This window comes from Paraburkholderia sp. JHI2823 (assembly GCF_038900695.1).
Lineage (GTDB): Bacteria > Pseudomonadota > Gammaproteobacteria > Burkholderiales > Burkholderiaceae > Paraburkholderia > Paraburkholderia mimosarum.
The window spans coordinates 128520-150697 of record NZ_JAYMRY010000013.1 but is presented as its reverse complement, the minus strand read 5'-3'; the positions used below and the strand labels follow the sequence as shown (position 1 = coordinate 150697).

The window sequence follows — 22178 nt, the reverse complement described above, 5'->3', positions numbered from 1 at the left end:
ATCGTCTCGCGCCGCAAGCGGCGTCCCGATGCGCGGACCGCCGGCCGCCTACGCCTCAATGCCCACTCACGAACCAGAAGCCAATGAACAGGAGACTCTTGCGCCAGGCAGCCGGACCTCTCGGGGTCGCGGTGGTCACGCTCGTCTGCTGGGCGGCGGCGGGCTGGCTCGCCGACCGCCTCGTGCGCCAGGAGTTCGTGGCGGCGCTCACGGCCCAACGGCAAATCACGCGCTCGGTCGTGGACAACATGGCCGAAGTGATCGCCAGCGATCTCGCCATGTCGCGCGCCATTCCGGCGACGATGGCCGAAACCCGCGTCGTCCAGCAGGCGCTCACCGAGGCCGCGAATTATGCCGCGTCGCGCGATTCGACGGAACTGGCACGGCGCAAGGAACTGCAAGCGGTGCCGGGCCTCGCCTCCGTGGACCGCTTCCTCCACGACGCTCAGGGCTTCTCCGGGCTCGACGCAATCTGGCTCGTCAACGCCCACGGCATCTGCATCGCGTCCAGCAATGCACTCGAAAGAATCTCCTACCTGGGCGCGGACATGCGCCCGCGCGCCTGGCTGAACGACACGCTGCTTGGCGCGTTCTCCGAAGCCTATGGCGTGGGCGCGGCGAGCGGGGAGCCCGGCATCTTCGTCGCGGCGCCCGTGTACGACGACGGCCTGCTGGTCGGCGCCGTGGTCGCGAAGGTCAGCATCGCGCGGCTGCGCCACTGGGTCACCCATCCGGGCACCTTCGTCGCGGACAGCAACGGCGTCATCATCATGGCCCACGACAGCGCGCTCGAAGGACGCGCCTTGCCGGGCTCGCACGTCGCGGAAATGAACGCCGTGGACCGCGTGAACACGTATCTGCGCGAGCGCTTTACGCCGCTCGCGCTGCGCTCGGCCGCGCGAGCCGCGGAGCACGAGGCGCCGTGGATTGCGGCCGCCGACGCCGCGCAAATGGTCGACCTGCCCGGCCGGCGCGCACCTGCCCTCTACGAGCAGCGCGGCGGCCTGAACTCGGGGCTCTCCGCGCATCTCGTCGATCCGGTCAACGCGTGGCCCGATCTGATCGCGAACCACCGCCGCAACCGGCTCCTCGTCTTCCTCACGCTCGCGGGCACGGCGGCGCTGGCGGCGGTGATTTCGGTGTCATGGGTGCGCGAGCGGCGTCTGCATCGGGCGAGCCGCGACCTCGCCGGGCAGTTGCAGGACGCGAACGCATTGCTCGCCGCGGAGGCGCGCCACGACGCACTGACCGGCGCGCTCTCGCGGCGTTATTTCCTCGACCTGCTGCGCCGCGAGATCGACGCGGCCTATGCGGCGGGCAAGCCGCTGTGCATGGCGATCGCCGATCTGGACTACTTCAAGCAGATCAACGACCGCTTCGGCCACGCGGCGGGCGACCGTGCGCTCCAGCACTTCGTGGAGACCTGCCGCGCCGAACTTCGCTCCGACGACGCCGTCGGCCGCTTGGGCGGCGAGGAATTCGGCATCGTGCTGCCCGCTACCTCGCTCGCCAGCGGGCTGGCCGTGCTCGACCGGCTGCGCGAGCAGATCGGCAAGCGCGTTTGCGTTGATCTGCCTCAGGAAGCGGCGGTGAGCGTGAGCATCGGCGTGACCGAACTCGCCGCTTCGCAGGATCAGCCCGAGCGCCTGATGAGCCGCGCCGATCTCGCGCTCTACATGGCAAAGGCGGCCGGCCGCGACCGCTGCGAGGCCATGACGGCCGACGGCGTCGTGCCGCCGCGGGCGGCGGCGCCGACCTGGTGAGCGATGGAACAAGCCGCTGCAAAGCCCGGATGGAAGAACCCGGTCTGTGCGCAACAGGCCCTCGCTGGCCTGCGTGACTCGCCCGGCTCGTTCGGAGCGGCGCGGTATCATGGGCCGATTGTGGCGCGCCGGTCGATGCGGCGCGCATGATCCAAACCGCGCCAACCCGGTGCTCCGCACAAATCTGGAGGCATGCATGAAGGGAAATCTGGTCATTGTCTGCCGCGATCAGGATGCGATCGCGTTCGACCAGCTGATGGTCGAGTACGGCGCGTTCCAGACGCGCCTGTCATCGACCGCGTGGTACCTGAAACTCGACGCCACGCCCGAGTTGATTCAGGAAGAGATCCTTGCCCGTCTCGGCAAGTACACCACGCACTACATCTTCGAGGCCGGCAGCGTCACCTACAACACCGTGGACAACGAGGCCGCCGCCGCGCTCGATACGCTTTTCACGGTCTGATTCCAGGGCCAGCCGTCTCTACCATGCCTCGCCCGGCGTCGCTGCAGCGGCGCCTTCTGCCGCAAATCCACCGAATTCAGCCAGCCCGGTTCACGCCCTTGCGGCCAGACGCCTCTCGATCAGTGCGAGCCCCCGCCCGAACCGAAGCCCGACCGATTAGCCGATCTGCGCCGCCTCGGCCACGGTGCGCGCCACGACGTCGAACGCAAACGTCATGCACACCGCTAGCCCGCCGCTTTCACCATTGCTGATGGCGAGCTCGCCGCCCGCGCGTCGCACGAGCCGCTCGACGATCGCGAGTCCGAGGCCGCTGTGGCCGTTGCCGCCCCGCGCGGGGTCGAGCCGCACGAACGGCCGGCTCGCCTGCGTGAGATCCTGGTCGGAAATGCCCTTGCCGTGGTCGCGTACGGTGAGCGAGAAGCCAGCCGGACCTCGCTCGCTCTCGATCACCACGGGCGGCGCACCATACGCGTAAGCGTTGTCGAGCAGGTTCGAGACCACGCGCTCGAGTGTCGCGGCCGGCAGACGAAAATCCGGGCCCGCGTGCAGATGCGTTTCGATCGTGATCGCCTCGCCGCTCACGGTGCGATGGTTGCGCGCGATGCGCTCGCACTGATCGTCGACTTCGACGGGCTCGCTGCGATCGGCGCCGTCGTGCGCGAACACGAGGAACTGGTCGACGATGTGCGCCATCGATTCCACGTCGCGCACCACACCGTCGCGCACCTTCTGCTCGTCCATCATCTCGGCGCGCAGGCGCAGGCGGGCGAGCGGCGTCTTCAAATCGTGCGCGACGCCCGCCAGCATGACTGCGCGGTCTTTCTCGGTGCGCTCGACTTCCTTGACCATCTGGTTGAAACCGCGTGTGAGCTGACGCAGCTCGCGCGGCCCCCGCTCGGGCACGGGCGGCACCGGCTGCCCGCGGCCGAAGCGACCCACGGCTTGCGCGAGCGCGCGCAGGGGCTTCTGCAGCATCCACGCGGCCACGAGCGCCGCGGTCACCGCTGTCGCGAAGATGGTGATGACCCAGGGCAGAAACTTGTCGAGCGGCCGCATGATGCGCAAGGGCTGGCCAGGCAGGACGATCCAGCGCGGGTCCTGCGGCCCGCGCACCCAGAGCGTGGGCGGCCCGCCGGGCGCCCCGAGGCGCACGTCGGTGCCGGGCGGCATGCGCTCGCGCACGTCGTCGATGAAACGGCTCAGCGCCTCGGGCATGCTTTGGGTGACGGGCGGCACGGCGGGGCTTGCCGGATCGACGAGCTGCACGCGCGAAGGCAGCGGCTGGTCGGGCTCGCGCTGAATGTGCTGGCGCACCGCGTCGACGAGGAAGGTGGCTTCCTCGACGGCATAGCGCGTTTGCATCTGGTTGTGCTCGACGCGCATGAGCGTGAACCAGGCAACATGCGAAACCAGCAGGACGCCGATGAAGATGAGCGCGAGGCGTCCGAACAGCGAATCAACCGGCCGGCGCATGGTTGCCCTGCTCTCCGTCGGGCACGAACACATAGCCGCGCCCGCGCACCGTCTGGATGAAGCGCGGCGTGGACGGGTCGGTTTCGAGAATGCGCCGCAGACGCCACACCTGGACGTCAATGCCGCGGTCGGTGCCGTCGTACTCGGGACCGTGCAGCAGTTCCAGCAGCCGCTCGCGCGTGAGCGTGCGCATCGGGTGGTTCACGAAAATCTTCAGGAGCGCGAACTCACTGCCGGAAAGCAGGATGGGCTTGCCCTCCTGCTGCAGCGTGCGCGACTGGAAGTCGAGCGTGAAGCGGCCGAACGAGTATGGCTCGCGCTGCTCGGGCGCGGCGGCCGAGGGCAGCGTGCGGCGGCGGCGCAGCACCGCCTGCACGCGCGCGAGCAACTCGCGCGGGTTGAACGGCTTGCCGAGATAGTCGTCCGCGCCCAGTTCGAGGCCGACGATGCGGTCCACGTCGTCCGCGCGCGCCGTGAGCATGATGACGGGGATATCGTCGCCGGCCGCGCGCAGCTTGCGCAGCGCGGTGAGCCCGTCCACGCCCGGCATCATCAGGTCCAGCACGATCAGGTCCGGGCGCTCGCGCTCGAGCCGCCGCTCGAGCGAACTGGCGTCGTGCAGCACCGAGACTTCCATGCCCTGGCGCGCCAGATAGTCGCGCAGGAGGTCGCGTAATTCGAGGTCGTCGTCGACGACGAGGATTTGAGTAGCCATGGAGCGAAGTGTAACGCGCGCACAGGGGCCGTTTGCTTACAGGTCTTCCAGCCGGGTTACGAGGTGTTACCGCGAAAGCCGCGCGTAATGTCGCGTAATGTCCGTGCCCGGCGCCGTAACACGCCCCCACCAGCCGCTGGATACGCTAGGGACACCGGTTGCGAACGCCGCCCCTTATCGGCGCCGCCCCACACCGGATAAAACCCTCATGGATTTGTCAGGAGCATCACCATGTACAAGACGACTTCGCGCCTTCTCGCCATCGCCGCTGCCTCGCTCGCCCTCACCGTAGGCGCCACCGCGGCCAACGCCCAAACCCCGCCGCCAGGCCCGGGCGGCCCGGGCATGATGCACGGCGGCCCGGGCATGCACGGCGACTTCATGTTCGGCTTCAAGAAACTGCACGACAAGCTGAATCTGAACGCCGCCCAGGAAAAGCAGTGGCAAGCGGCGCTCGACACGATGAAGCAGAACGGCGAAGCGATGCGCAAGAATCATGAACAGATGAAACAGCAGTTCGACTCGATGAAGAACCAGCCGATCCTCGACCTGAACGCGATGCACACCGCGCATGAGCAGAACGAGCAGCGGAACCAGCAACTGCGCGAGCAGACGGCGCAGGCGTGGCTCGCCTTCTATAACGGCCTGAACGATCAGCAGAAGACGACGGTGAGTTCGGCGATCAAGGAACGCTTCGCGAAGATGGAGCAGCGCCACGAGCAGATGCGCGAGCGCTGGGAGCAGCACCACAAGGACGGCGCATCGGCCCCGGCCGGGCAGGGGTAAAGCAGTAAGCGCGAGGCAGACGCGCCATCTGCGTGCGGCACGCCACTGCGACGAAGCGCCGCGGGATTCGCCCCCGCGGCGCTTCTTCCATGGCTCATGCCCGATGACAGCCGTGTGGCCTGGCGCTCGAACCCTCAGGCCAGATCGAACAACAGCACTTCGGCGGCAGTGCCGTTCGCGAGCGCGACGCTCGCCTCGGCGTCGATCATCGCGGCATCGCCCGTTTCGAGACGCTGGCCGTTCACCTCCAGCGCGCCGCGCGCGACATGCAGATAGACGCGCCGCCCCGCGGGCACGGCATACTCGATTCGCTCTTGCCCATCCACGAGCCCCGCGTAGATCGAAGCATCCGACCGTACCGTCACCGAGCCGTCACGCCCGTCGGGCGAGGCCACGAGCCGCAGCCGCCCGCGCTTGTCCGCGTCGTCGAAGCGCTTCTCCTCGTAACCGGGCGCACCGCCACGCTCTCGCGGCAGCAGCCAGATCTGCAGCAGGTGCGCCTCTTCGTCCTGCGAGCCGTTGAACTCGCTGTGCATCACGCCCGTGCCCGCGCTCATGCGCTGCACGTCGCCGGGGCGGATCGTCGAGCCGTTGCCCATGCTGTCGCGGTGCGCGAGCGCGCCGGAAAGCACGTACGTCACGATCTCCATGTCGCGGTGGCCGTGCGCGCCGAAGCCGCGGCCGCCCGCGATGCGGTCGTCGTTGAGCACGCGCAGCGCCCCGTAGTGCACGTGCGCCTCGTCGAAGTAGTCGGCAAACGAAAAGCTGTGATACGTGTCGAGCCAGCCGTGGTTGGCGTGGCCGCGTTCGCCGGCGCGTCGGATGGTCAGCATGGCATTCTCCGGTCAATCATGTCGATGTCCGAATGTGAGGGCGGCGGGCCGCTTGCACAATCCGCGGCGGCGCACCGCACCGTTTCGCGAGCAACATCAATGAGCTGCATGATGCGCTCGCTTGCGGACGTCGAGCGCCGCCGCACTGGCACGGCCTCCCGCTTCGGGTAAAATACCGCGCTTTTCGGCTGGCGCGAGCCTGTTGGCCGGCGGCTAGCCCCCCGTGGCGGCCCCCTGCCTCGCCAACCCGCGCAGCCGCCGAGGTGGACAGCCGCGCGCAAAGCACCGAAATCCGCGGGCGACGCGCGAGGCGCGGCCCGCGAGCCGGGAGGAACTGCTGCGCATCGCGCCCTCCGACCCGCATTTTTGATCGCCTAGAATGTCGGCCGATGGCCACCAGCCAGACCGCTCGGCGCTGGCTGCGCGGCCCTTGGCGCGTCGCTCCGCCCGTACCCAGGAGAATGATGAAGAAGTTTGCAGTGTGCGTGGCACTCGCCCTGATCGCGGGCAGCGCCTTCGCCAAAGAGTGGAAGACCGTGCGCATCGGCGTGGACGCCAGCTATCCGCCTTTCGAGTCCAAAGCGCCGAACGGGCAGATCGTCGGCTTCGATGTCGACCTCGCGAAGGCACTGTGCGCGCGCATGGACGTGAAGTGCGTCTGGGTCGAGAACGACCTCGACGGCATCATCCCGGCGCTGAAGGCCCGCAAGTTCGACGCGATCGTCTCCTCGCTGACCATCACGCCGCAGCGCGCCCAGCAGATCGACTATTCCGCGAAGATGTTCGATGCGCCCGCACGCATGATCGCGCGCAAGGGCTCGCCGCTCTTGCCGACGCCGGCCGCGCTCAAGGGCAGGAACGTGGGGGTCGAACAGGGCTCGACCCAGGAGGCGTACGCGAAGGCGCACTGGGCGCCCAAGGGCGTGAACGTGATCTCGTACCAGAATCAGGATCAGGTCTACCAGGATCTGATCGCCGGCCGACTCGACGCCACGCTGCAAGACGAGGTCCAGGCGGACTTCGGCTTTCTGAAGACGCCGCGCGGCAAGGGCTTTGCGTGGGCGGGTCCGGAAGTGGAAGACCCCGCAACGATCGGCGACGGCACCGCCATCGGCCTGCGCAAGGACGACGCCGACCTGAAGGCGAAGTTCAACGCAGCGCTGGCCGCGATTCATGCCGACGGTACGTTCGACAGGATCGCGAAGCAATATTTCGACTTCGATATCTACAAAGGCAAGTGAACCGGAACGCACACGAAGGTAAATAAACAACGAGACATCACCGCTCGTCTCACGCGCCACGACGCGCATCGGCCCGGGGCCAGCACGGATGGACCACAGCCGGGCTTCGTCGATACAGTCACTGGCGCGCTCACGAGCGCACTCGCATCGGCCGCGCGCACAGGCAAAACACCGCGCGGCCATGAACGGATTTGAACCGCGGCAGACAAGCGCCGCGCCTTTCGCGGGGTGCCTGCGCGCCCCGTCAAGGACTCGCCCATGTTTCTTCAAGGCTACGGCCCGCTGATCCTCGCCGGCACCTGGCAGACCGTCAAGCTCGCCGTGCTGTCGCTCGCGCTCTCGTTCGTGCTCGGGCTGATCGGCGCGGCGGCGAAGCTCTCCAAAAACCGCATCGCTCACGGCGCGGGCACGCTCTACACCACGCTCATTCGCGGCGTGCCCGATCTCGTGCTGATGCTGCTGCTCTTCTACAGCATCCAGATCTGGCTGAACAACCTCACCGACCTGCTCGGCTGGGATCAGATCGACATCAATCCGTTTCTGGCCGGTGTCGTGGTGCTCGGCTTCATCTACGGCGCGTATTTCACGGAGACGTTCCGCGGCGCGTTTCTCGCCGTGCCGCGCGGCCAGCTCGAAGCGGGCCACGCCTATGGCATGACGAACTGGCAGGTGTTCGCGCGCATCATGTTCCCGCAGATGATGCGCTTCGCCCTGCCGGGTATCGGCAACAACTGGCAGGTGCTCGTGAAGTCCACGGCGCTCGTCTCGATCATCGGTCTCGCCGATGTCGTGAAGGCGAGCCAGGACGCCGGCAAGGGCACGCTGCGGTTCTTCTTTTTCACGCTGCTCGCCGGCGCGATCTATCTCGTCATCACCACGGTCTCCAACTTCGTGCTGATGTATCTCGACAAGCGCTACTCCACCGGTGTGCGCAAGGCGGATCTCTGAATCGCGCGAGGCCAAGACCATGCAAGACTTCGTCCAACTGATCCAGCAATACTGGCGCAACTATCTCTTCTCCGACGGCTACCACTTCAGCGGCGTGGCCATCACGCTGTGGCTGCTCGTCATCTCGATCGGGCTCGGCTTCTGCCTGTCTGTGCCGCTCGCCGTGGCGCGCGTGTCGAAGAAGAAGTGGCTCGCCGGGCTCGTGTGGCTCTACACGTACATCTTCCGCGGCACGCCGCTCTACGTGCAGCTGCTGCTCTGCTACACGGGCCTCTATAGCCTCGAGATCGTGCGCAATCACGAACTCACGAGCGCGTTCTTCCGCAGCGGGATGAACTGCACGCTGCTCGCGTTCACGCTCAACACCTGTGCGTATACAACCGAAATCTTCGCAGGCGCGATCAAGGCGACGCCCTACGGCGAGATCGAGGCCGCGCGCGCGTACGGCATGTCGCAATTCACGCTGTATCGCCGCGTGATCCTTCCTTCGGCGTTGCGCCGCGCACTGCCCTACTACAGCAACGAAGTCATCCTGATGCTGCACGCGACGACCGTGGCGTTCACGGCCACCGTGCCGGACATCCTGAAGATCGCGCGCGACGTGAACTCGGCGACCTACCAGTCGTTCGGCGCGTTCGGCATCGCCGCGCTGCTGTACCTGATCATTTCTTTCACGCTCGTGTGGCTGTTCCGCCGCGCCGAGCGCCGCTGGCTCGCATACCTGCGACCGCAAGGCAAGTGAGCCCGCTAGAGGTCGCAAGAGGTCAATCAATGAATTCCCGGAAGCAGAAGCTGTTCGTCGACTCCATCCACAAGAAGTACGGCGACAATGAAGTCCTGAAAGGCGTTTCGCTCCAGGCGAACGCCGGCGACGTGATCAGCGTGATCGGCTCGTCCGGCTCCGGCAAGAGCACGATGCTGCGCTGCATTAACTTTCTCGAGCAGCCCAACGCCGGGCGCATCGTGGTGGACGGCGAGGAAGTCGCCACGCGCGCCGACAAACGCTCCGGCGCACTGCACCCCGCCGACGCGAAGCAGCTGCAGCGCGTGCGCACCAAGCTCGCGATGGTGTTCCAGCACTTCAATCTGTGGTCGCACATGTCGGTGCTGGAGAACGTGATCGAGGCGCCCGTGCACGTGCTGGGCCTGCCGCGCAAGGAAGCCGAAGATCGCGCGCGCACCTATCTTGAGAAGGTCGGCCTCGCGCCACGCGTGGAAAAGCAATATCCCTCGCATCTCTCGGGCGGCCAGCAGCAGCGCGTGGCGATTGCGCGAGCGCTCGCCATGCACCCCGATGTCATGCTGTTCGACGAGCCGACCTCGGCGCTCGACCCCGAACTCGTGGGCGAAGTGCTCAAGGTCATGCAGAAGCTCGCCGAGGAGGGCCGCACGATGATCGTGGTCACGCATGAAATGGGTTTCGCGCGCAACGTCTCCAACCACGTGATGTTCCTGCACCAGGGTCTCGTGGAAGAGGAAGGCCGCCCGGCCGAGGTCTTCGCCACGCCAAAGAGCGAACGCCTGCGCCAGTTCCTTTCGGGTAGCCTCAAGTAAGACGACCCGCGGGTTGTCGTCATCAGACCGTGTAGTAAAAGTAGTCTTACAAGGCGCCTACGGCGCCTTTTCTTTTTTATTCTTCTGCCCTCGTAAAAGCGTCCATTGGCCCGAAACAGTCATATTTTTCCGCTACTCCTTGCGCAAGGTCTCGTCAATAGTGGGAATCCTGAATCCTGCCATTCAAGCGGCCTGAATCCCTTATTCCGTAAGGCTTTCGACCCACTTGTAGTACCTCTCTGATCACCATCCAGGAAGGCCTTATTGCAATTTGACGACACCGGTTCATCCGAGCACGAATTAATTCGCCAGCGCCGACCTTTTTTGCTAAATTGGTAACCAAAGTAGCAAAACAAAGTTCATTAAAAGTAGTTTCACTTCAAAAAGAACGGGAGATGCCAGTCAACCAGGGGATTGCAGACGACCCAGTGCGGGTCGTGCAACGGCACCAGCCCGTACGCCGATCCTCGGGGTAACTCTCCCTCGCGACGATTTCTGTTCGCAGCGCCGCCAAGCGCACGGACGTCTTTCGCAGTACTTAGGGTTGACTCTTTGACAGGGTATGGAGGAGAAGATGAAGAAAGCTTTGCTCGCCGCAGCATTGATGTCGGCTGGCGTGATCGCACATGCGCAAAGCAGCGTGACGCTCTACGGCCGCCTCGACATGGGTGTGGCCTATATGAACGGCATCGGTGCTGGCGTCAATACCACGCCGGGCCCCAATTTTGGCAATGCAACCCACGGCACGCACCAGGTTCTGCTCGAAAGCGGCTACTGGGGCACGAGCCTCTGGGGCATGAAGGGCGTTGAAGACATCGGTGGCGGCAACAAGGTTCTGTTCCACCTGGAAGGCAGCTTCAGCACCGCCAACGGCTCGCTCGGCTCGGCCGGCTCGATCTGGAATCGCTGGGCGACCATCGGCGTAGCCAACGACCAGTTCGGTACGCTGCTTGCAGGCCGCATGCTGTTCATCTCCAACGGCATTTGGGACTTCGACCCGTTCGGTCAGTCGAACTGGTCGTCGGCTTCGATGGTCCGTGGTCGCAACTGGCCGCAATCGAGCAACAACATTTCGTATCAGTCGCCGAACTGGTACGGCTTTGACGTGTACGGCCAGTACGCGTTCTCGAACGCGACGAACTGGAACGGCAACGGCTCGACGAGCCAGGGCCGCGAAGCCGGTCTGCAACTTACCTACACGAGCTCGTTGTTCCAGATCCGCGGCCTGTATGACGAAATCCGCAATCCGAACAGCGGTCAACTGGGCGGCGTCTATAACCGGCTCGACGGCAGCACTGCGACGCCGCTCGGCAGCCCTGGAAATGGCAACGGCGTGTTCGCGTACTCGCGCGACTACATGGCCATGTTCAACCTGTTCCTCGGCTCCTTCAAGGTGCAGGGCGGCTACGAAGCCATCCGTTCTTCGGGCATGAACCCGGGGATCGTCGGCCAGCCGACCACGCTCGACCACGAATGGGGCGGTGTGACGTGGCAAATGACGCCGGCGGCAGCCCTGATCGCCGCGGTCTATCACGTCAACGCGAACAACGGCGGCGGCAACGCCACGCTGTACACGATCGGCGGTACGTACAACCTGTCCAAGCGCACGCTGCTCGACATCCAGGCAGGCACGGTGCAGAACAGCAAGGCGGCCAACTTCGGTCTGAACGCCAACAACTTCGGTACGGCGGCGAGCACGGGCAACCCGCTTCCGGGCCACAGCCAGACCGGCGTGTACGCAGGTATCCAGCACTCGTTCTAATTCGAAGCGAGTGTAGACAGAACAGCTACATCGAAGTTTTCACGCTGCTGCGAGAGGCGCGTATCGGTGCGATGTCCGAAAGGGTATCGCACCGTTTTTTATGCCGGGGACGGGCCGCGCAAGCGGCTACGTCCCCTTTTTCTATTGGCTTCGGGTGCTTCCGGTATTTTGCTTCGGGTACTTCCAGGCCCGGGAGTGCCAGGCCGACACCGTCAAACCGCCGCTTCGTTCTCCTCGCCCGTGCGGATGCGGATCACGCGCTCCACGTCGGTCACGAAGATCTTGCCGTCGCCGATCTTGCCGGTGCGCGCCGCGCCGATGATCGCGTCGATCACCTGATCGGCCTGCGCGTTGGCGACCACCACTTCGATCTTCACCTTGGGCAGGAAGTCGACCACATATTCGGCGCCGCGGTACAGCTCCGTGTGGCCCTTCTGACGGCCGAAGCCCTTGACCTCGGTGACGGTCAGGCCCGTGAGGCCCACTTCGGCGAGCGCCTCGCGCACTTCGTCGAGCTTGAACGGTTTGATCACGGCAGTAATGCGTTTCATGGCGAACCTCGTCTCGTTATCGGATCAGTCGGAAATTTTGGAACCTGATGGGATTCTACGCTGCGCGGCCGGCGCTCACGCCGAGGGCTTGCCCGCAGGCGCCCCGGCCGCCTCATCCGGGACACGCTCCAGATCGGCGAGCCATACCACCGATTCCGAATCGCTGGGCGCACGCCAGTCGCCGCGCGGCGAGAGCGAGCCGCCCGAGCCGACCTTCGGCGCGTTCGGAATACAGCTGCGTTTGAACTGGCTCTGGCGGAAGAAGCGGTCGACGAAGATGCGCAGATTGCGCTTGATCGCCGCGAGATCGTACTGATTGCGCGCGACCCTGGCGTTCTCGGGCCACGCGCCCGCCTCCCGGTCGCCCCACGCGTGGCGCGCGAGGAACGCGACCTTCGAAGGCGCGAAGCCAAAGCGCAGCGTGTAATAGAGGTTGAAGTCCTGTAGCTCGTACGGCCCGATCGTGCTCTCGGTCTTCTGCTCCGGCGCGCCGTCGGACTTGCCTGGAATCAGCTCGGGGCTGATGTCGGTGGCGAGAATCGCTTCTAGCACGTCGCGCCCGCTCTCGCCATTGCGGCCAATCTGGCCCGTCTCGGCCACCCAGCGCACGAGATGCGTGATGAGCGTTTTCGGCACGCTCGCGTTCACGTTGTAGTGCGACATGTGATCGCCCACGCCGTAGGTGCACCAGCCGAGCGCGAGCTCCGAGAGATCGCCCGTGCCGATCACGATCGCGTGATTGAAGTTGGCGAGGCGGAACAGGTGATTCGTGCGCTCGCCCGCTTGCACGTTCTCGAAGGTGATGTCGTAGGTCTCCTTGCCTACCGAGTACGGATGGCCGAGGTCCTCGAGCATCTGCATGCAGCTCTGGCGAATGTCGATCTCGCGCGCCGTGCAGCCCACGAGCGCCATCAGCTCGCGCGCCTGGCGCAGCGTGCGCTCGCTCGTGGCGAAGCCGGGCATGGTGTACGCGAGGATGTTCGCGCGCGGCAGGTTCAGGCGGTCCATCGCCTTCGCACACACGAGCAGCGCGTGCGTGGAGTCGAGCCCGCCCGACACGCCGATCACCACCTTCTTGATGCCCGCCTGCGAAAGCCGCTGCACGAGCGCCTGCACCTGGATGTTGTAGACCTCGTTGCAGCGCTCGTCGCGGCGCTTCGGATCGGCCGGCACGTAGGGGAAGCGCTCCACGCGGCGCGACAGCGCGAGCGTCTCGCGCTTCCACGCGCCCTCGCCTGCAAGCTCGCACGCGATCACGCGAAACTTCGCGACTTCATCGGCGTGACGGCGAATCGAATCGCCGAACGTGGTCTGGCGGATGCGCTCCTGTTGCAGACGGGCGAGATCGACATCGGCGAAGATGAGATGCGAGTCGTCGGAGAACCGCTCCGATTGCGCGAGCAGTTCGCCGTTTTCGCAGACGAGCGCCTGCCCGTCCCAGGCCATGTCGGTCGTCGATTCGCCCTTGCCGGCCGAGGTGTACAGATACGCGGCGAGGCAGCGCGCCGACTGCTGCGAAACCAGCTGCTGCCGGTAGCCCGCCTTGCCCACCACGACGTTGGACGCCGAAAGATTCACCAGCACCGATGCGCCCGCGAGCGCCGCGAACGACGACGGCGGAACCGGCACCCAGACGTCCTCGCAAATCTCCACGTGAAAGCGCAGCCCCGCGACCTGCGGCACCTCGAACAACAGCGACGCACCGAACGGCACGTCGGCGCCGGCCAGGCGCACCGTATCGACACTCGCGCTATCGGCGGGGCTGAACTGGCGCGGCTCGTAGAATTCGCCGTAGTTCGGCAGGAAGCTCTTCGGCACGACGCCCGCCACGCGGCCGCCCGCCACCACGGCGGCGCAATTGAAGAGCGAATGGCCTGCTCGCACCGGCAGGCCCACGATCATCACGAGCGGCAGCGCCGCCGAGGCTTCCACGACCTGCGCGAGCGCGCGCTCGCAGGCGTCGAGCAGGGCTTGCTGATGGAACAGGTCGTCGCAAGTGTAGGCCGACAGGCCAAGCTCAGGGAACGCGACGAGCGCCGCGCCCTTCGCGGCGGCGTCGCGCGCGAGCGCGAGCGTCTCGCTCGCGTTGTATGCCGGATCAGCCACGCGGCAGCGGGGTACGCCTACGGCCACGCGCGCAAAGCCGTGCGTATAGAGATTGAAGAAGCGCTCTTTCATTTTCGATAACCTCGAGGCGGGCGCGCTGCGCGCAGAGCGCGCTCTGAACGTTCGGGCCTGGCTTTCTGGCCCAAGGTTAGGGCCTGGCTTGCGGGCGGGCTTGCGCCTTCATGGCAGCCGCCGATGCACGAGGCGCGGCGGTCCTCACCCGCACGGGATGTTTGCTTTACCATGACCGTTTGCCGCGGCAGGCGCTTCGAACCACGCCGTGTGCACCCTCACCGCTTCCCACGCCAACGGGCACGCAAGTTGAACAAGGAACATTTCGATTATCGCACGGGCATCCTCGGGTCACCGTCCGAGGTCGACGCCGCCGAATGGAACGCGCTGCTCGCGCGCCAGGCGCAGCCGACGCCCTTTTTGCGCCACGAATTCCTCACGGCCCTCGATGCCACGCGCTGCGCGGCGCCGAACGAGGGCTGGGCCGCGCAGTTCGTCACGCTCACCGATACGCGCACGAGCCGTCTCGCCGCCGCCGCGCCGGTGTATCTCAAGGGCCACTCGTACGGCGAGTACGTGTTCGACTGGGCATGGGCCGACGCCTACAAGCGCAACGGCATCGAGTACTACCCGAAGCTGCTGTGCGCGGTGCCGTTCACGCCCGTGCAGGGCACGCGCCTGATGGCCGCCGACGAAGCCGCGCGCCGCCATCTGGCCGCGACGCTGCTCGCGTTCGCCGAGCAGGCCGACGTGTCGTCGCTGCACGTACTCTTTCCGACCGCGGAAGACGCCGAGGCGCTGACCGACCTCGGCATGATGCTGCGTGAGGGCGTGCAGTTTCATTGGCTCAACGACGGCTACCGCGACTTCGAGGACTTCCTCTCCACGCTCGAACAAAAGAAACGCAAGAACATCCGCGCCGAGCGCCGCAAGGTGCGCGACGCGGGCGTGACGATGCGGCGCGTGCGCGGCGAGGACATCAGCGACGCCGAATGGCGTTTCTTCAACCGCTGCTACCGGCAGACGTACCGCGAGCATTTCTCGTCGCCGTATCTGAATCTCGACTTCTTCCGCATGATCGGCGAAACGATGCCGGAGAATCTGCTGCTCGTGATCGCGGAGCGCGAAGGCAAGCCGATCGCGAGTTCGCTCGTGGTTTGGCAACGCGGCGAGAATGGCCTGGGCGGCACGCTCTATGGCCGCTACTGGGGCGCGCTCGAGCATGTCCCCTGTCTGCACTTCGAGACCGCGTATTATCAGCCGCTCGAATTCTGCATCGAAGAAAAGCTCGACGTGTTCGAGGGCGGCGCGCAAGGCGAGCACAAGATGGCGCGTGGATTCCTGCCTACGGTCACGCGCTCGGCGCACTGGCTCGCGCATCCTGCGTTCTCCGACGCTATCGCGCGCTTTCTCGAAAGCGAGACGAACCATATTCACGCCTATATGCACGAGCTCAACGAGCGCAATCCGTTTCGCGCGTGAATGCAATGTGTGAACGCTCGTGCGTGATGCTCCCTGAAACGCCTCTGCCCAAATCGATCATCATCGCTTCCCGCACCATGCCGTGGTACCTCTATCTGCTCGAATGCGCCGACGGCAGCGTCTACACGGGCATTGCCATCGACGTTGCCGCGCGCTTCGCCCAGCACGCCGCCGGCACAGGCGCGCGCTACACGCGCTCGCGCAAGCCGGTCCAGGTACTCGCGCAGTTCGAGTTTGCCGATCGTGCGAGCGCTTCGAGCGCCGAGTATTGGGTCAAGCGCCTGCGCCCCCAGGAGAAGCGCGCGCTCGCGACCGGCGCACTGACGATCGAATCGGTGCTGCCACCTCCCCCGAGCACCGAGCCGGAAGCCCAGGCGCCAGCATGAGCAAACGTAGCGGCGCGAGAGCGATCGCCGTAGGCCTGAACTACGCGCACGGCTGCGGCGTGGACATGCCCGCGCGGCTCGGCATTCCGCGCAGGCCAGAGCGGTTCGACGTGGCCAAGGTCGGCTGAACCCGGCGGGGAAGATTAGCCCATGAAAAAACCGCACGGCCTCGCGGCACGTGCGGTTTCTTTGCAGCAGGAAAAACGCGCGATTTACTTCTTGAAGTTCGCGACGCCTTCGCTGATTTCCTTGTGGGCGGCTTCGATGCCGACCCAGCCGTCGACCTTGACCCACTTGCCCTTTTCGAGCGCCTTGTAGTTCTCGAAGAAGTGCTTGATCTGGTCCTTCAGGTACTCGGGCACGTCGTCGAGCGTCTTGAGGTTGGCCGTCATCGGGCAGACCTTGTCGTGCGGGACCGCGATCAGCTTCGCGTCGACGCCCGACTCGTCGGTCATCTGCAGCATGCCGAGCGCGCGCGAACGCACGACGGAGCCGGCCAGCAGCGGGAACGGCGTGATCACGAGCACGTCGACCGGGTCGCCGTCGCCGGAGAGCGTCTGCGGAATGAAGCCGTAGTTCACGGGATAGCGCATGCCCGTGCCGACGAAACGGTCGACGACGAGCAGGCCCAGGTCCTTGTCGGCTTCGTATTTCACCGGATCGCTTTGCGCGGGAATCTCGATGATCACGTTGAAGTCTTGCGGCAGATCCTTGCCGGCGGGGACATTTGCGAAGCTCATGAGCGCTCTCTGTTGAGAAGGGAAAAAAGCGACGGCGCACGCGTGGGGCGCGGCGTGGGCGCATTGGGAAGCACACCGCGCACGACGCTCCGGCGCGTAACCGGACGTAAGAAGTTGGCGTCCATTATAGCCAATCGGCCAGGGCGGCCGGCAGTCTGGCCCAGGGCTTTCCCGCACGCGGATGAAGCGCCCGCTGAATTCCTGCGCGGCGCGGCTGGGATGGCGCGATAATGAGACAGTCAGCGCGAGCCTCCATCGAAGCATGCCAGGCACGCCTGCGCGGCATTTCCCGTTGTGCGTTTTCTTTCCCTCGTTTGACTCCACATTTGCGAGGCGCATGCATGGAAGAAGCGAAGCACTTCATCGGCGGCGAGTGGCAATCGCCCGCCAGCGGCGAGACGCTCGCCGCGATCGATCCCTCCACGGGCCAGCCCTTCGCGCGACTCGCGCGCGGCAATGCAGCCGACATCGACGCAGCCGTGAGCGCGGCGCGCAAAGCCTTCGACGGCGCCTGGGGCGCACTGAGCGCCGCCGAACGCGGGCGGCTGCTGTTCGCGCTCTCGGGCCTGGTCGGCCAGCACAAGGAAGCCCTCGCGCAGCTCGAAGCGCGCGACACCGGCAAGCCGCTCAAACAAGCGCGTGCCGACGCCGCCGCGCTCGCGCGCTACTTCGAGTTCTACGCGGGCGCCGCCGACAAGCTGCACGGCGAAACGCTACCCTATCAGGCCGGCTACACGGTGCTCACGGTGCGCGAGCCGCACGGGGTGACGGCTCACATCGTGCCCTGGAACTACCCGATGCAGATCTTCGGCCGCAGCGTGGGCGCGGCGCTCGCCGCCGGCAACGCCTGCGTGGTAAAGCCCGCCGAGGACGCCTGCGTGTCGCTCTTGCGCGTGGCCGAACTGGCGCGCGAAGCCGGGCTGCCCGCCGGCGCGCTCAATATCGTGACGGGGCTCGGGCACGAGGCCGGCGCGGCGCTTTGCGTGCATCCCGGCATCGACCACATCTCGTTCACGGGTTCGCCGCAAACGGGCAAGCTCGTCGCGCAGATGGCCGCCGAGCATCACGTGCCCGTGACGCTGGAGCTGGGCGGCAAGTCGCCGCAAATCGTCTTCGCCGATGCCGATTTCGACGCCGCGCTGCCCGTGCTCGTTGCCGCGATCGTGCAGAACGCGGGGCAGACGTGCTCGGCGGGCAGCCGCGTGCTGATCGAGCGCGGCGCCTACGAGCCGCTGCTTGACCGGCTTGCCGCGGCGTTCGGCAATCTGCGCGTGGGACCGGCCAGCGCCGATCTCGACTGCGGCCCGCTCATCAACGACAAGCAGCGCCAGCGCGTGCGCGCTTTCCTCGACGAGGCCACCGCGAGCCGCATCGCGACGGCGGCAAGCGGCACGCTCGAAGCCGACGCGCCCAGCGGCGGCTTCTACCAGGTCCCGACGCTGTTGCGCGACGTGCCGCCGCAAAGCCGCCTCGCGCAGGAAGAGGTGTTCGGCCCGGTGCTCGCGGCCATGCCCTTCGAGGGCGAGGAAGAAGCGCTCGCGCTCGCCAACGGCACGCCCTACGGCCTCGTGGCAGGGATATGGACGCGCGACGGCGCGCGCCAGTTGCGCCTCGCGCGGCGCGTGCGCGCGGGGCAGGTCTTCATCAACAACTATGGCGCGGGCGGCGGCGTGGAATTGCCGTTCGGCGGCACGCGGCATTCGGGGCACGGGCGCGAGAAAGGCTTCGAGGCGCTCTACGGCTTCACGGTGCTGAAGACCATTGCGATCCGGCACGGCTGAACCCACGCGCAGTCAGAAAACCGATAAACAAACGGAGACACCATGCGACTCAAAGGCAAGACGGCCGTCGTGACGGGCGCCGGTTCGGGCTTCGGCGAAGGCATTGCAAAGACCTACGCGCGCGAAGGCGCGAACGTCGTCATCAACGATCTGAACGGCGAGGCGGCCGAACGCGTCGCGAGCGAGATCGCGCTGGCGGGCGGCAAGGCGATTGCCGTGCAGGGCGACATCACGCGCGAGGCCGACTGGCACGCGCTGCGCGAAGCGGCCATCGATGACTTCGGCAGCGTGCAGGTCGTCGTCAACAACGCGGGCACCACGCATCGCAACAAGCCCGTGCTCGAAGTGAGCGAAGCCGAATTCGACCGCGTCTACGCCGTCAACGTGAAGGGGCTCTACTGGAGCGTGCGCGCGTTCGTGCCGCACTTCCGGGAGCGCGGCGGCGGCGCGTTCGTCAACATCGCCTCGACTGCCGGTATCCGGCCACGGCCCGGACTCGTCTGGTACAACGGCAGCAAGGGCGCGATGATCGTCGCGAGCAAGGCGCTGGCCGCCGAACTCGGCCCCGACCAGATCCGCGTGAACTGCGTGAATCCCGTAATCGGCGACACGGGCCTCACGGCGGAGTTCATGGGCGTGCCCGATACGCCGGAGAACCGCCAGCGCTTCATCGCGACGATTCCGCTCGGGCGCTTTTCCACGCCGCAGGATGTGGCCAACGCCTGCCTCTATCTCGCCTCGGATGAGGCCGCGTTCATCACCGGCACCTGCATCGAAGTGGACGGCGGGCGCTGCGTGTAGGCGCCCGGCCACGCGCCAGAAGTGGGTGGTTGGATGATCGGTATTTTCCCCGACCTTTACGCGCCGTCGCGCCACGGCGGCGCGTATAGAATGGTCGTGCTTTCGCGTCGCATACCCGCCACAACGAGGCGGCAATAAAACAAGTACTACGAACCACAACATTCTTGGAGACACCATGGCCAGTCCAGCGAATCACCTGAAAGCGGGAGCGGGCGCCCCGCCGTCCGCGTTCGAAGAAGCCACCTATCGCAAGGTCGCGTGGCGCCTCACTCCGCTCCTCATGCTCTGCTACGTGGTCGCGTATCTGGACCGCGTGAACGTCGGCTTCGCCAAGCTGCAGATGAGCAGTGCGCTCAACCTCTCCGACGCCGTCTACGGCTTCGGCGCCGGCATCTTCTTCGTCGGCTATTTTCTGTTCGAAGTGCCAAGCAATATCATCCTGCATCGCGTGGGCGCGCGCGTGTGGATCGCTCGCATCATGGTCACATGGGGTCTCGTCTCCATACTGACGATGTTCGTGACCACGCCCACCATGTTCTACGTGATGCGCTTTCTGCTCGGCCTGTGCGAGGCGGGCTTCTTCCCCGGCATCATCCTCTACCTCACCTACTGGTATCCCGCGCACCGGCGCGGGCGCATGACCACATGGTTCATGACGGCCATCGCGCTCTCCGGCGTGATCGGCGGCCCGGTGTCGGGCTGGATTCTCAAGGCCTTCGACGGCGCGAACGGCTGGCAGGGCTGGCAGTGGCTGTTCCTGCTCGAAGGGCTGCCTTCGGTGCTCGTCGGGGTGCTGGTGTTCTTCGTGCTCGATGACCGCATCGGCAACGCGAAGTGGCTCACCGAGGAAGAGCGCGCGCTGCTCGAGCGCAACATCGCCGCCGAGGACGCCACCAAGGAAGATCCGCCGCTCATGACCGTGCTCACGAGCGCGCGCGTGCTGGTGATGAGCTTCACTTACTTCTCGTTCGTGATGGGGCTCTACGGCGTGAGCTTCTGGCTGCCCACCATCATCAAGGCGACGGGCGTGAAGGACGCATTGACGATCGGCCTGCTTTCGGCCATTCCGTTCGCCGCGGCCGTGATCGGCATGGTGCTCGTGGCGAAGAGCGCCGACCGCACGCGCGAGCGCCGCTGGCACATCGCCGTGCCGGCCGCCATCGGCGCACTAGGCCTCGTGCTCTCGGTCACGTGGGCGCACGACACCACGCTCGCGATGACGGCGCTCACCGTCGCGACCATGGGCATCCTCACCACCCTGCCGCTGTTCTGGAGCCTGCCCACGGCGTGGCTCGCGGGCACGGGCGCCGCGGCCGGCATCGCGCTCATCAACTCGATCGGCAATCTCGCGGGCTTCCTGAGCCCTTATGCGGTGGGCTGGCTCAAAGAGGCCACGTCGGCCAACGACTCGGGCATGTACATGCTCGCGGCGTTCATGATCCTGGGCGGTTTGCTCGCGCTTTCCGCGCCGGCAAAGCTCGTGAATCGCTGAAGCCTCATTCGGCTTCCCCAATGGCAAACGGCCGCCTGTTTCAGGCGGCCGTTTTCGTTGCGGCTTACGGGGTGCAACGGCGACTGCGTCAAACCACGTTCATCGACAGCGCGCTCTCGCGATAGTGCGTGGCCGCCTTCTCGCCGTCGCCGAGCTGCTCGTGCAGACGCGCGAGCGCGCGATGCGAGCGGATCTTGAGCGGTTCGTTCTGGCTCGCGTCGGCGGACTTGATCGCCGCTTCGAGGAACGACTGCGCCTTGCCCCACAACTGCTGCTTCAGGCACAGGCGGCCCAGCGCGAACAGCAGGTCGCCGTCGTCGGGGTGGTCCTTGCGCCACGCCTCGGCCTTCTGGATGAGCGGAAGGGCGTCGTTGCTCACCGTGTCCGGGTAACGGCGCAAGAGGCGCGCGTCCCAGTTCTGTGCGAGCGCTTCCTCGACGATCTTGCGCGCGTCCGCCTGGCGCTCGAGCGCGATCAGCAGCTCGGCAGCGCAGTCCGCCAGACGCGGCGAGTGGCGCTCGACCGGCGAGAGCGATTGCCACAGCTCCAGCAGCGCATCGGCATTATGGCGGCGGTCGCGCAGCAGGTTCTCCGCCGCGAGCTGGCGCAGGCGCACGGCCACGGCCGGATGCAGCGCCTCGCGCTTTTCGAGCGTCTTCACGAGCTTGAGCACTTCGCTCCAGTTCTTGAGCTGCTGCTGCGCGCGCAGCGCGATCTGCTGCGCATGGATGCGGCGGCCGCCCTGCGTGCGCATTTCGGTGAGCGCGGCGAGCGCGCCATCGGCGTCGCGGCCATCGGCGCGCATGTCGGCGGTGGCCATGAGGCGCGCTTCCTGGAGGTCGGGGTCGTCGACCTGGGTGAGCCATTCGTCGCGGCGCGCATATTCGTGCAGACGATGCGCGGCCGTCGCAGCGATGAGGCCCGCGGCGCTCGTGTTCTTTTGATCGGCGAGCGAGTCGCGCGCGGCCTTCTCGGCGCGCGAGAAGCGGCCCGCGTAGAGATTGCCGACGGCGTCGCGCAGCGCCGAGTTGGCCTTCTCCGTGCGCATGCGCGCGCGGTAGGCCGCGACGCGGCGCGGCATCGTCACGACGTTGCGCACGAAACGCAGGATCGCGTAGAACAGCACGAACGCCACCACGATGCCGACCACGAACAGGTTGAGCGAGATGTCCACGCGATACGGCGGGTAGACGAGCAGCACCTGCCCGGCGTCGAAGCGGCCGAAGGTCGCGAGCGCGACGGCGATCGCGAAGAGGAGCGCGAGCCAGAGGAGTCCACGGATGGCCATG

21 protein-coding genes are annotated in these 22178 nt (G+C 66.2%); 14 read left to right on the top strand and 7 right to left on the bottom strand.

From position 1 onward, the window contains the following. Nucleotides 1–83: 83 nt before the first annotated feature. Nucleotides 84–1763, top strand: coding sequence for a diguanylate cyclase (locus tag VSR34_RS16915; RefSeq protein WP_342962989.1), 1680 nt, complete (start codon nt 84–86; stop codon nt 1761–1763). Between the two features lie 196 nt (nt 1764–1959). Beyond that, complete coding sequence (locus tag VSR34_RS16910; protein WP_028210513.1) at nt 1960–2226, top strand: hypothetical protein; 267 nt, start codon at nt 1960–1962, stop codon at nt 2224–2226. 156 nt (nt 2227–2382) lie between these two features. Here VSR34_RS16910 and VSR34_RS16905 read toward each other — a convergent pair whose 3' ends face one another. Together VSR34_RS16905 and VSR34_RS16900 are read right to left on the bottom strand one after the other, a co-directional pair. Next, complete coding sequence (locus VSR34_RS16905; protein WP_342962988.1) at nt 2383–3699, bottom strand: ATP-binding protein; 1317 nt, start codon at nt 3697–3699, stop codon at nt 2383–2385. After that, nucleotides 3683–4414 (bottom strand): response regulator, encoded by a 732-nt coding sequence (locus VSR34_RS16900; protein WP_028210515.1) that lies wholly within the window; start codon nt 4412–4414, stop codon nt 3683–3685. Before VSR34_RS16900 ends, VSR34_RS16905 begins: the two co-directional genes overlap by 17 nt. A gap of 231 nt (nt 4415–4645) precedes the next feature. Here VSR34_RS16900 and VSR34_RS16895 point away from each other — a divergent pair, with 231 nt between their 5' ends. Then, nucleotides 4646–5200, top strand: a complete 555-nt coding sequence (locus VSR34_RS16895) for a periplasmic heavy metal sensor (protein WP_342962987.1) — start codon at nt 4646–4648, stop codon at nt 5198–5200. A gap of 134 nt (nt 5201–5334) precedes the next feature. On the opposite strand, the gene VSR34_RS16890 is transcribed toward VSR34_RS16895, so the two are convergent. Continuing rightward, the gene (locus VSR34_RS16890) at nt 5335–6033 is read right to left on the bottom strand and encodes a pirin family protein (RefSeq protein ID WP_028210517.1); all 699 of its coding nucleotides are present in this window, start codon (nt 6031–6033) and stop codon (nt 5335–5337) included. 464 nt (nt 6034–6497) lie between these two features. Between VSR34_RS16890 and VSR34_RS16885 the strand changes: the two genes are divergently transcribed. From VSR34_RS16885 to VSR34_RS16865, 5 genes are all read left to right on the top strand, one after another. Then, nucleotides 6498–7274 carry an ABC transporter substrate-binding protein gene (locus VSR34_RS16885; protein WP_028230590.1) on the top strand — a complete coding sequence of 259 codons (777 nt, stop codon included), beginning with the start codon at nt 6498–6500 and terminating at the stop codon, nt 7272–7274. 258 nt (nt 7275–7532) lie between these two features. Beyond that, entirely contained in the window at nt 7533–8222 is a 690-nt protein-coding gene (gene hisQ, locus VSR34_RS16880) for a histidine ABC transporter permease HisQ (protein ID WP_028210519.1), read from the top strand. A gap of 19 nt (nt 8223–8241) precedes the next feature. After that, nucleotides 8242–8964: an ABC transporter permease gene (locus VSR34_RS16875; RefSeq protein ID WP_028210520.1), complete on the top strand. Its 723-nt coding sequence runs from the start codon at nt 8242–8244 to the stop codon at nt 8962–8964. Nucleotides 8965–8993: 29 nt separating this feature from the next. Beyond that, the gene (locus VSR34_RS16870) at nt 8994–9776 is read left to right on the top strand and encodes an ABC transporter ATP-binding protein (protein WP_028210521.1); all 783 of its coding nucleotides are present in this window, start codon (nt 8994–8996) and stop codon (nt 9774–9776) included. 574 nt (nt 9777–10350) lie between these two features. Next, complete coding sequence (locus VSR34_RS16865) at nt 10351–11538, top strand: porin (RefSeq protein WP_028210522.1); 1188 nt, start codon at nt 10351–10353, stop codon at nt 11536–11538. Between the two features lie 212 nt (nt 11539–11750). On the opposite strand, the gene VSR34_RS16860 is transcribed toward VSR34_RS16865, so the two are convergent. Both VSR34_RS16860 and VSR34_RS16855 read right to left on the bottom strand, forming a co-directional pair. Further along, the gene (locus VSR34_RS16860) at nt 11751–12089 is read right to left on the bottom strand and encodes a P-II family nitrogen regulator (RefSeq protein ID WP_028210523.1); all 339 of its coding nucleotides are present in this window, start codon (nt 12087–12089) and stop codon (nt 11751–11753) included. A 75-nt stretch (nt 12090–12164) separates the two neighbouring features. Then, on the bottom strand, nt 12165–14267 hold the full coding sequence (locus tag VSR34_RS16855) for an NAD(+) synthase (RefSeq protein WP_342962986.1): 2103 nt from the start codon (nt 14265–14267) through the stop codon (nt 12165–12167). Between the two features lie 249 nt (nt 14268–14516). Here VSR34_RS16855 and VSR34_RS16850 point away from each other — a divergent pair, with 249 nt between their 5' ends. The 3 genes from VSR34_RS16850 to VSR34_RS16840 all read left to right on the top strand — a co-directional run bounded on the left by VSR34_RS16850 (nt 14517) and on the right by VSR34_RS16840 (nt 16203). Beyond that, entirely contained in the window at nt 14517–15689 is a 1173-nt protein-coding gene (locus VSR34_RS16850) for a GNAT family N-acetyltransferase (protein ID WP_342962985.1), read from the top strand. A 77-nt stretch (nt 15690–15766) separates the two neighbouring features. Next, nucleotides 15767–16075: a GIY-YIG nuclease family protein gene (locus tag VSR34_RS16845; protein ID WP_036018170.1), complete on the top strand. Its 309-nt coding sequence runs from the start codon at nt 15767–15769 to the stop codon at nt 16073–16075. After that, on the top strand, nt 16072–16203 hold the full coding sequence (locus tag VSR34_RS16840) for a hypothetical protein (RefSeq protein WP_342962984.1): 132 nt from the start codon (nt 16072–16074) through the stop codon (nt 16201–16203). The genes VSR34_RS16845 and VSR34_RS16840 overlap by 4 nt, the downstream gene beginning before the upstream one ends. 84 nt (nt 16204–16287) lie before the next feature. Here the strand turns inward: VSR34_RS16840 and ppa are convergent, their stop codons facing one another. Further along, entirely contained in the window at nt 16288–16815 is a 528-nt protein-coding gene (gene ppa / locus VSR34_RS16835; protein WP_028210526.1) for an inorganic diphosphatase, read from the bottom strand. A 341-nt stretch (nt 16816–17156) separates the two neighbouring features. Between ppa and VSR34_RS16830 the strand changes: the two genes are divergently transcribed. The 3 genes from VSR34_RS16830 to VSR34_RS16820 all read left to right on the top strand — a co-directional run bounded on the left by VSR34_RS16830 (nt 17157) and on the right by VSR34_RS16820 (nt 20889). After that, nucleotides 17157–18596 carry an aldehyde dehydrogenase family protein gene (locus VSR34_RS16830; RefSeq protein WP_028210527.1) on the top strand — a complete coding sequence of 480 codons (1440 nt, stop codon included), beginning with the start codon at nt 17157–17159 and terminating at the stop codon, nt 18594–18596. Between the two features lie 42 nt (nt 18597–18638). Beyond that, the gene (locus VSR34_RS16825) at nt 18639–19397 is read left to right on the top strand and encodes an SDR family oxidoreductase (RefSeq protein ID WP_028210528.1); all 759 of its coding nucleotides are present in this window, start codon (nt 18639–18641) and stop codon (nt 19395–19397) included. Between the two features lie 175 nt (nt 19398–19572). Next, nucleotides 19573–20889 (top strand): MFS transporter, encoded by a 1317-nt coding sequence (locus tag VSR34_RS16820; protein ID WP_028210529.1) that lies wholly within the window; start codon nt 19573–19575, stop codon nt 20887–20889. An 88-nt stretch (nt 20890–20977) separates the two neighbouring features. Here VSR34_RS16820 and VSR34_RS16815 read toward each other — a convergent pair whose 3' ends face one another. Next, on the bottom strand, nt 20978–22177 hold the full coding sequence (locus VSR34_RS16815) for a heme biosynthesis protein HemY (RefSeq protein WP_342962983.1): 1200 nt from the start codon (nt 22175–22177) through the stop codon (nt 20978–20980). Nucleotide 22178 lies beyond the last annotated feature (1 nt).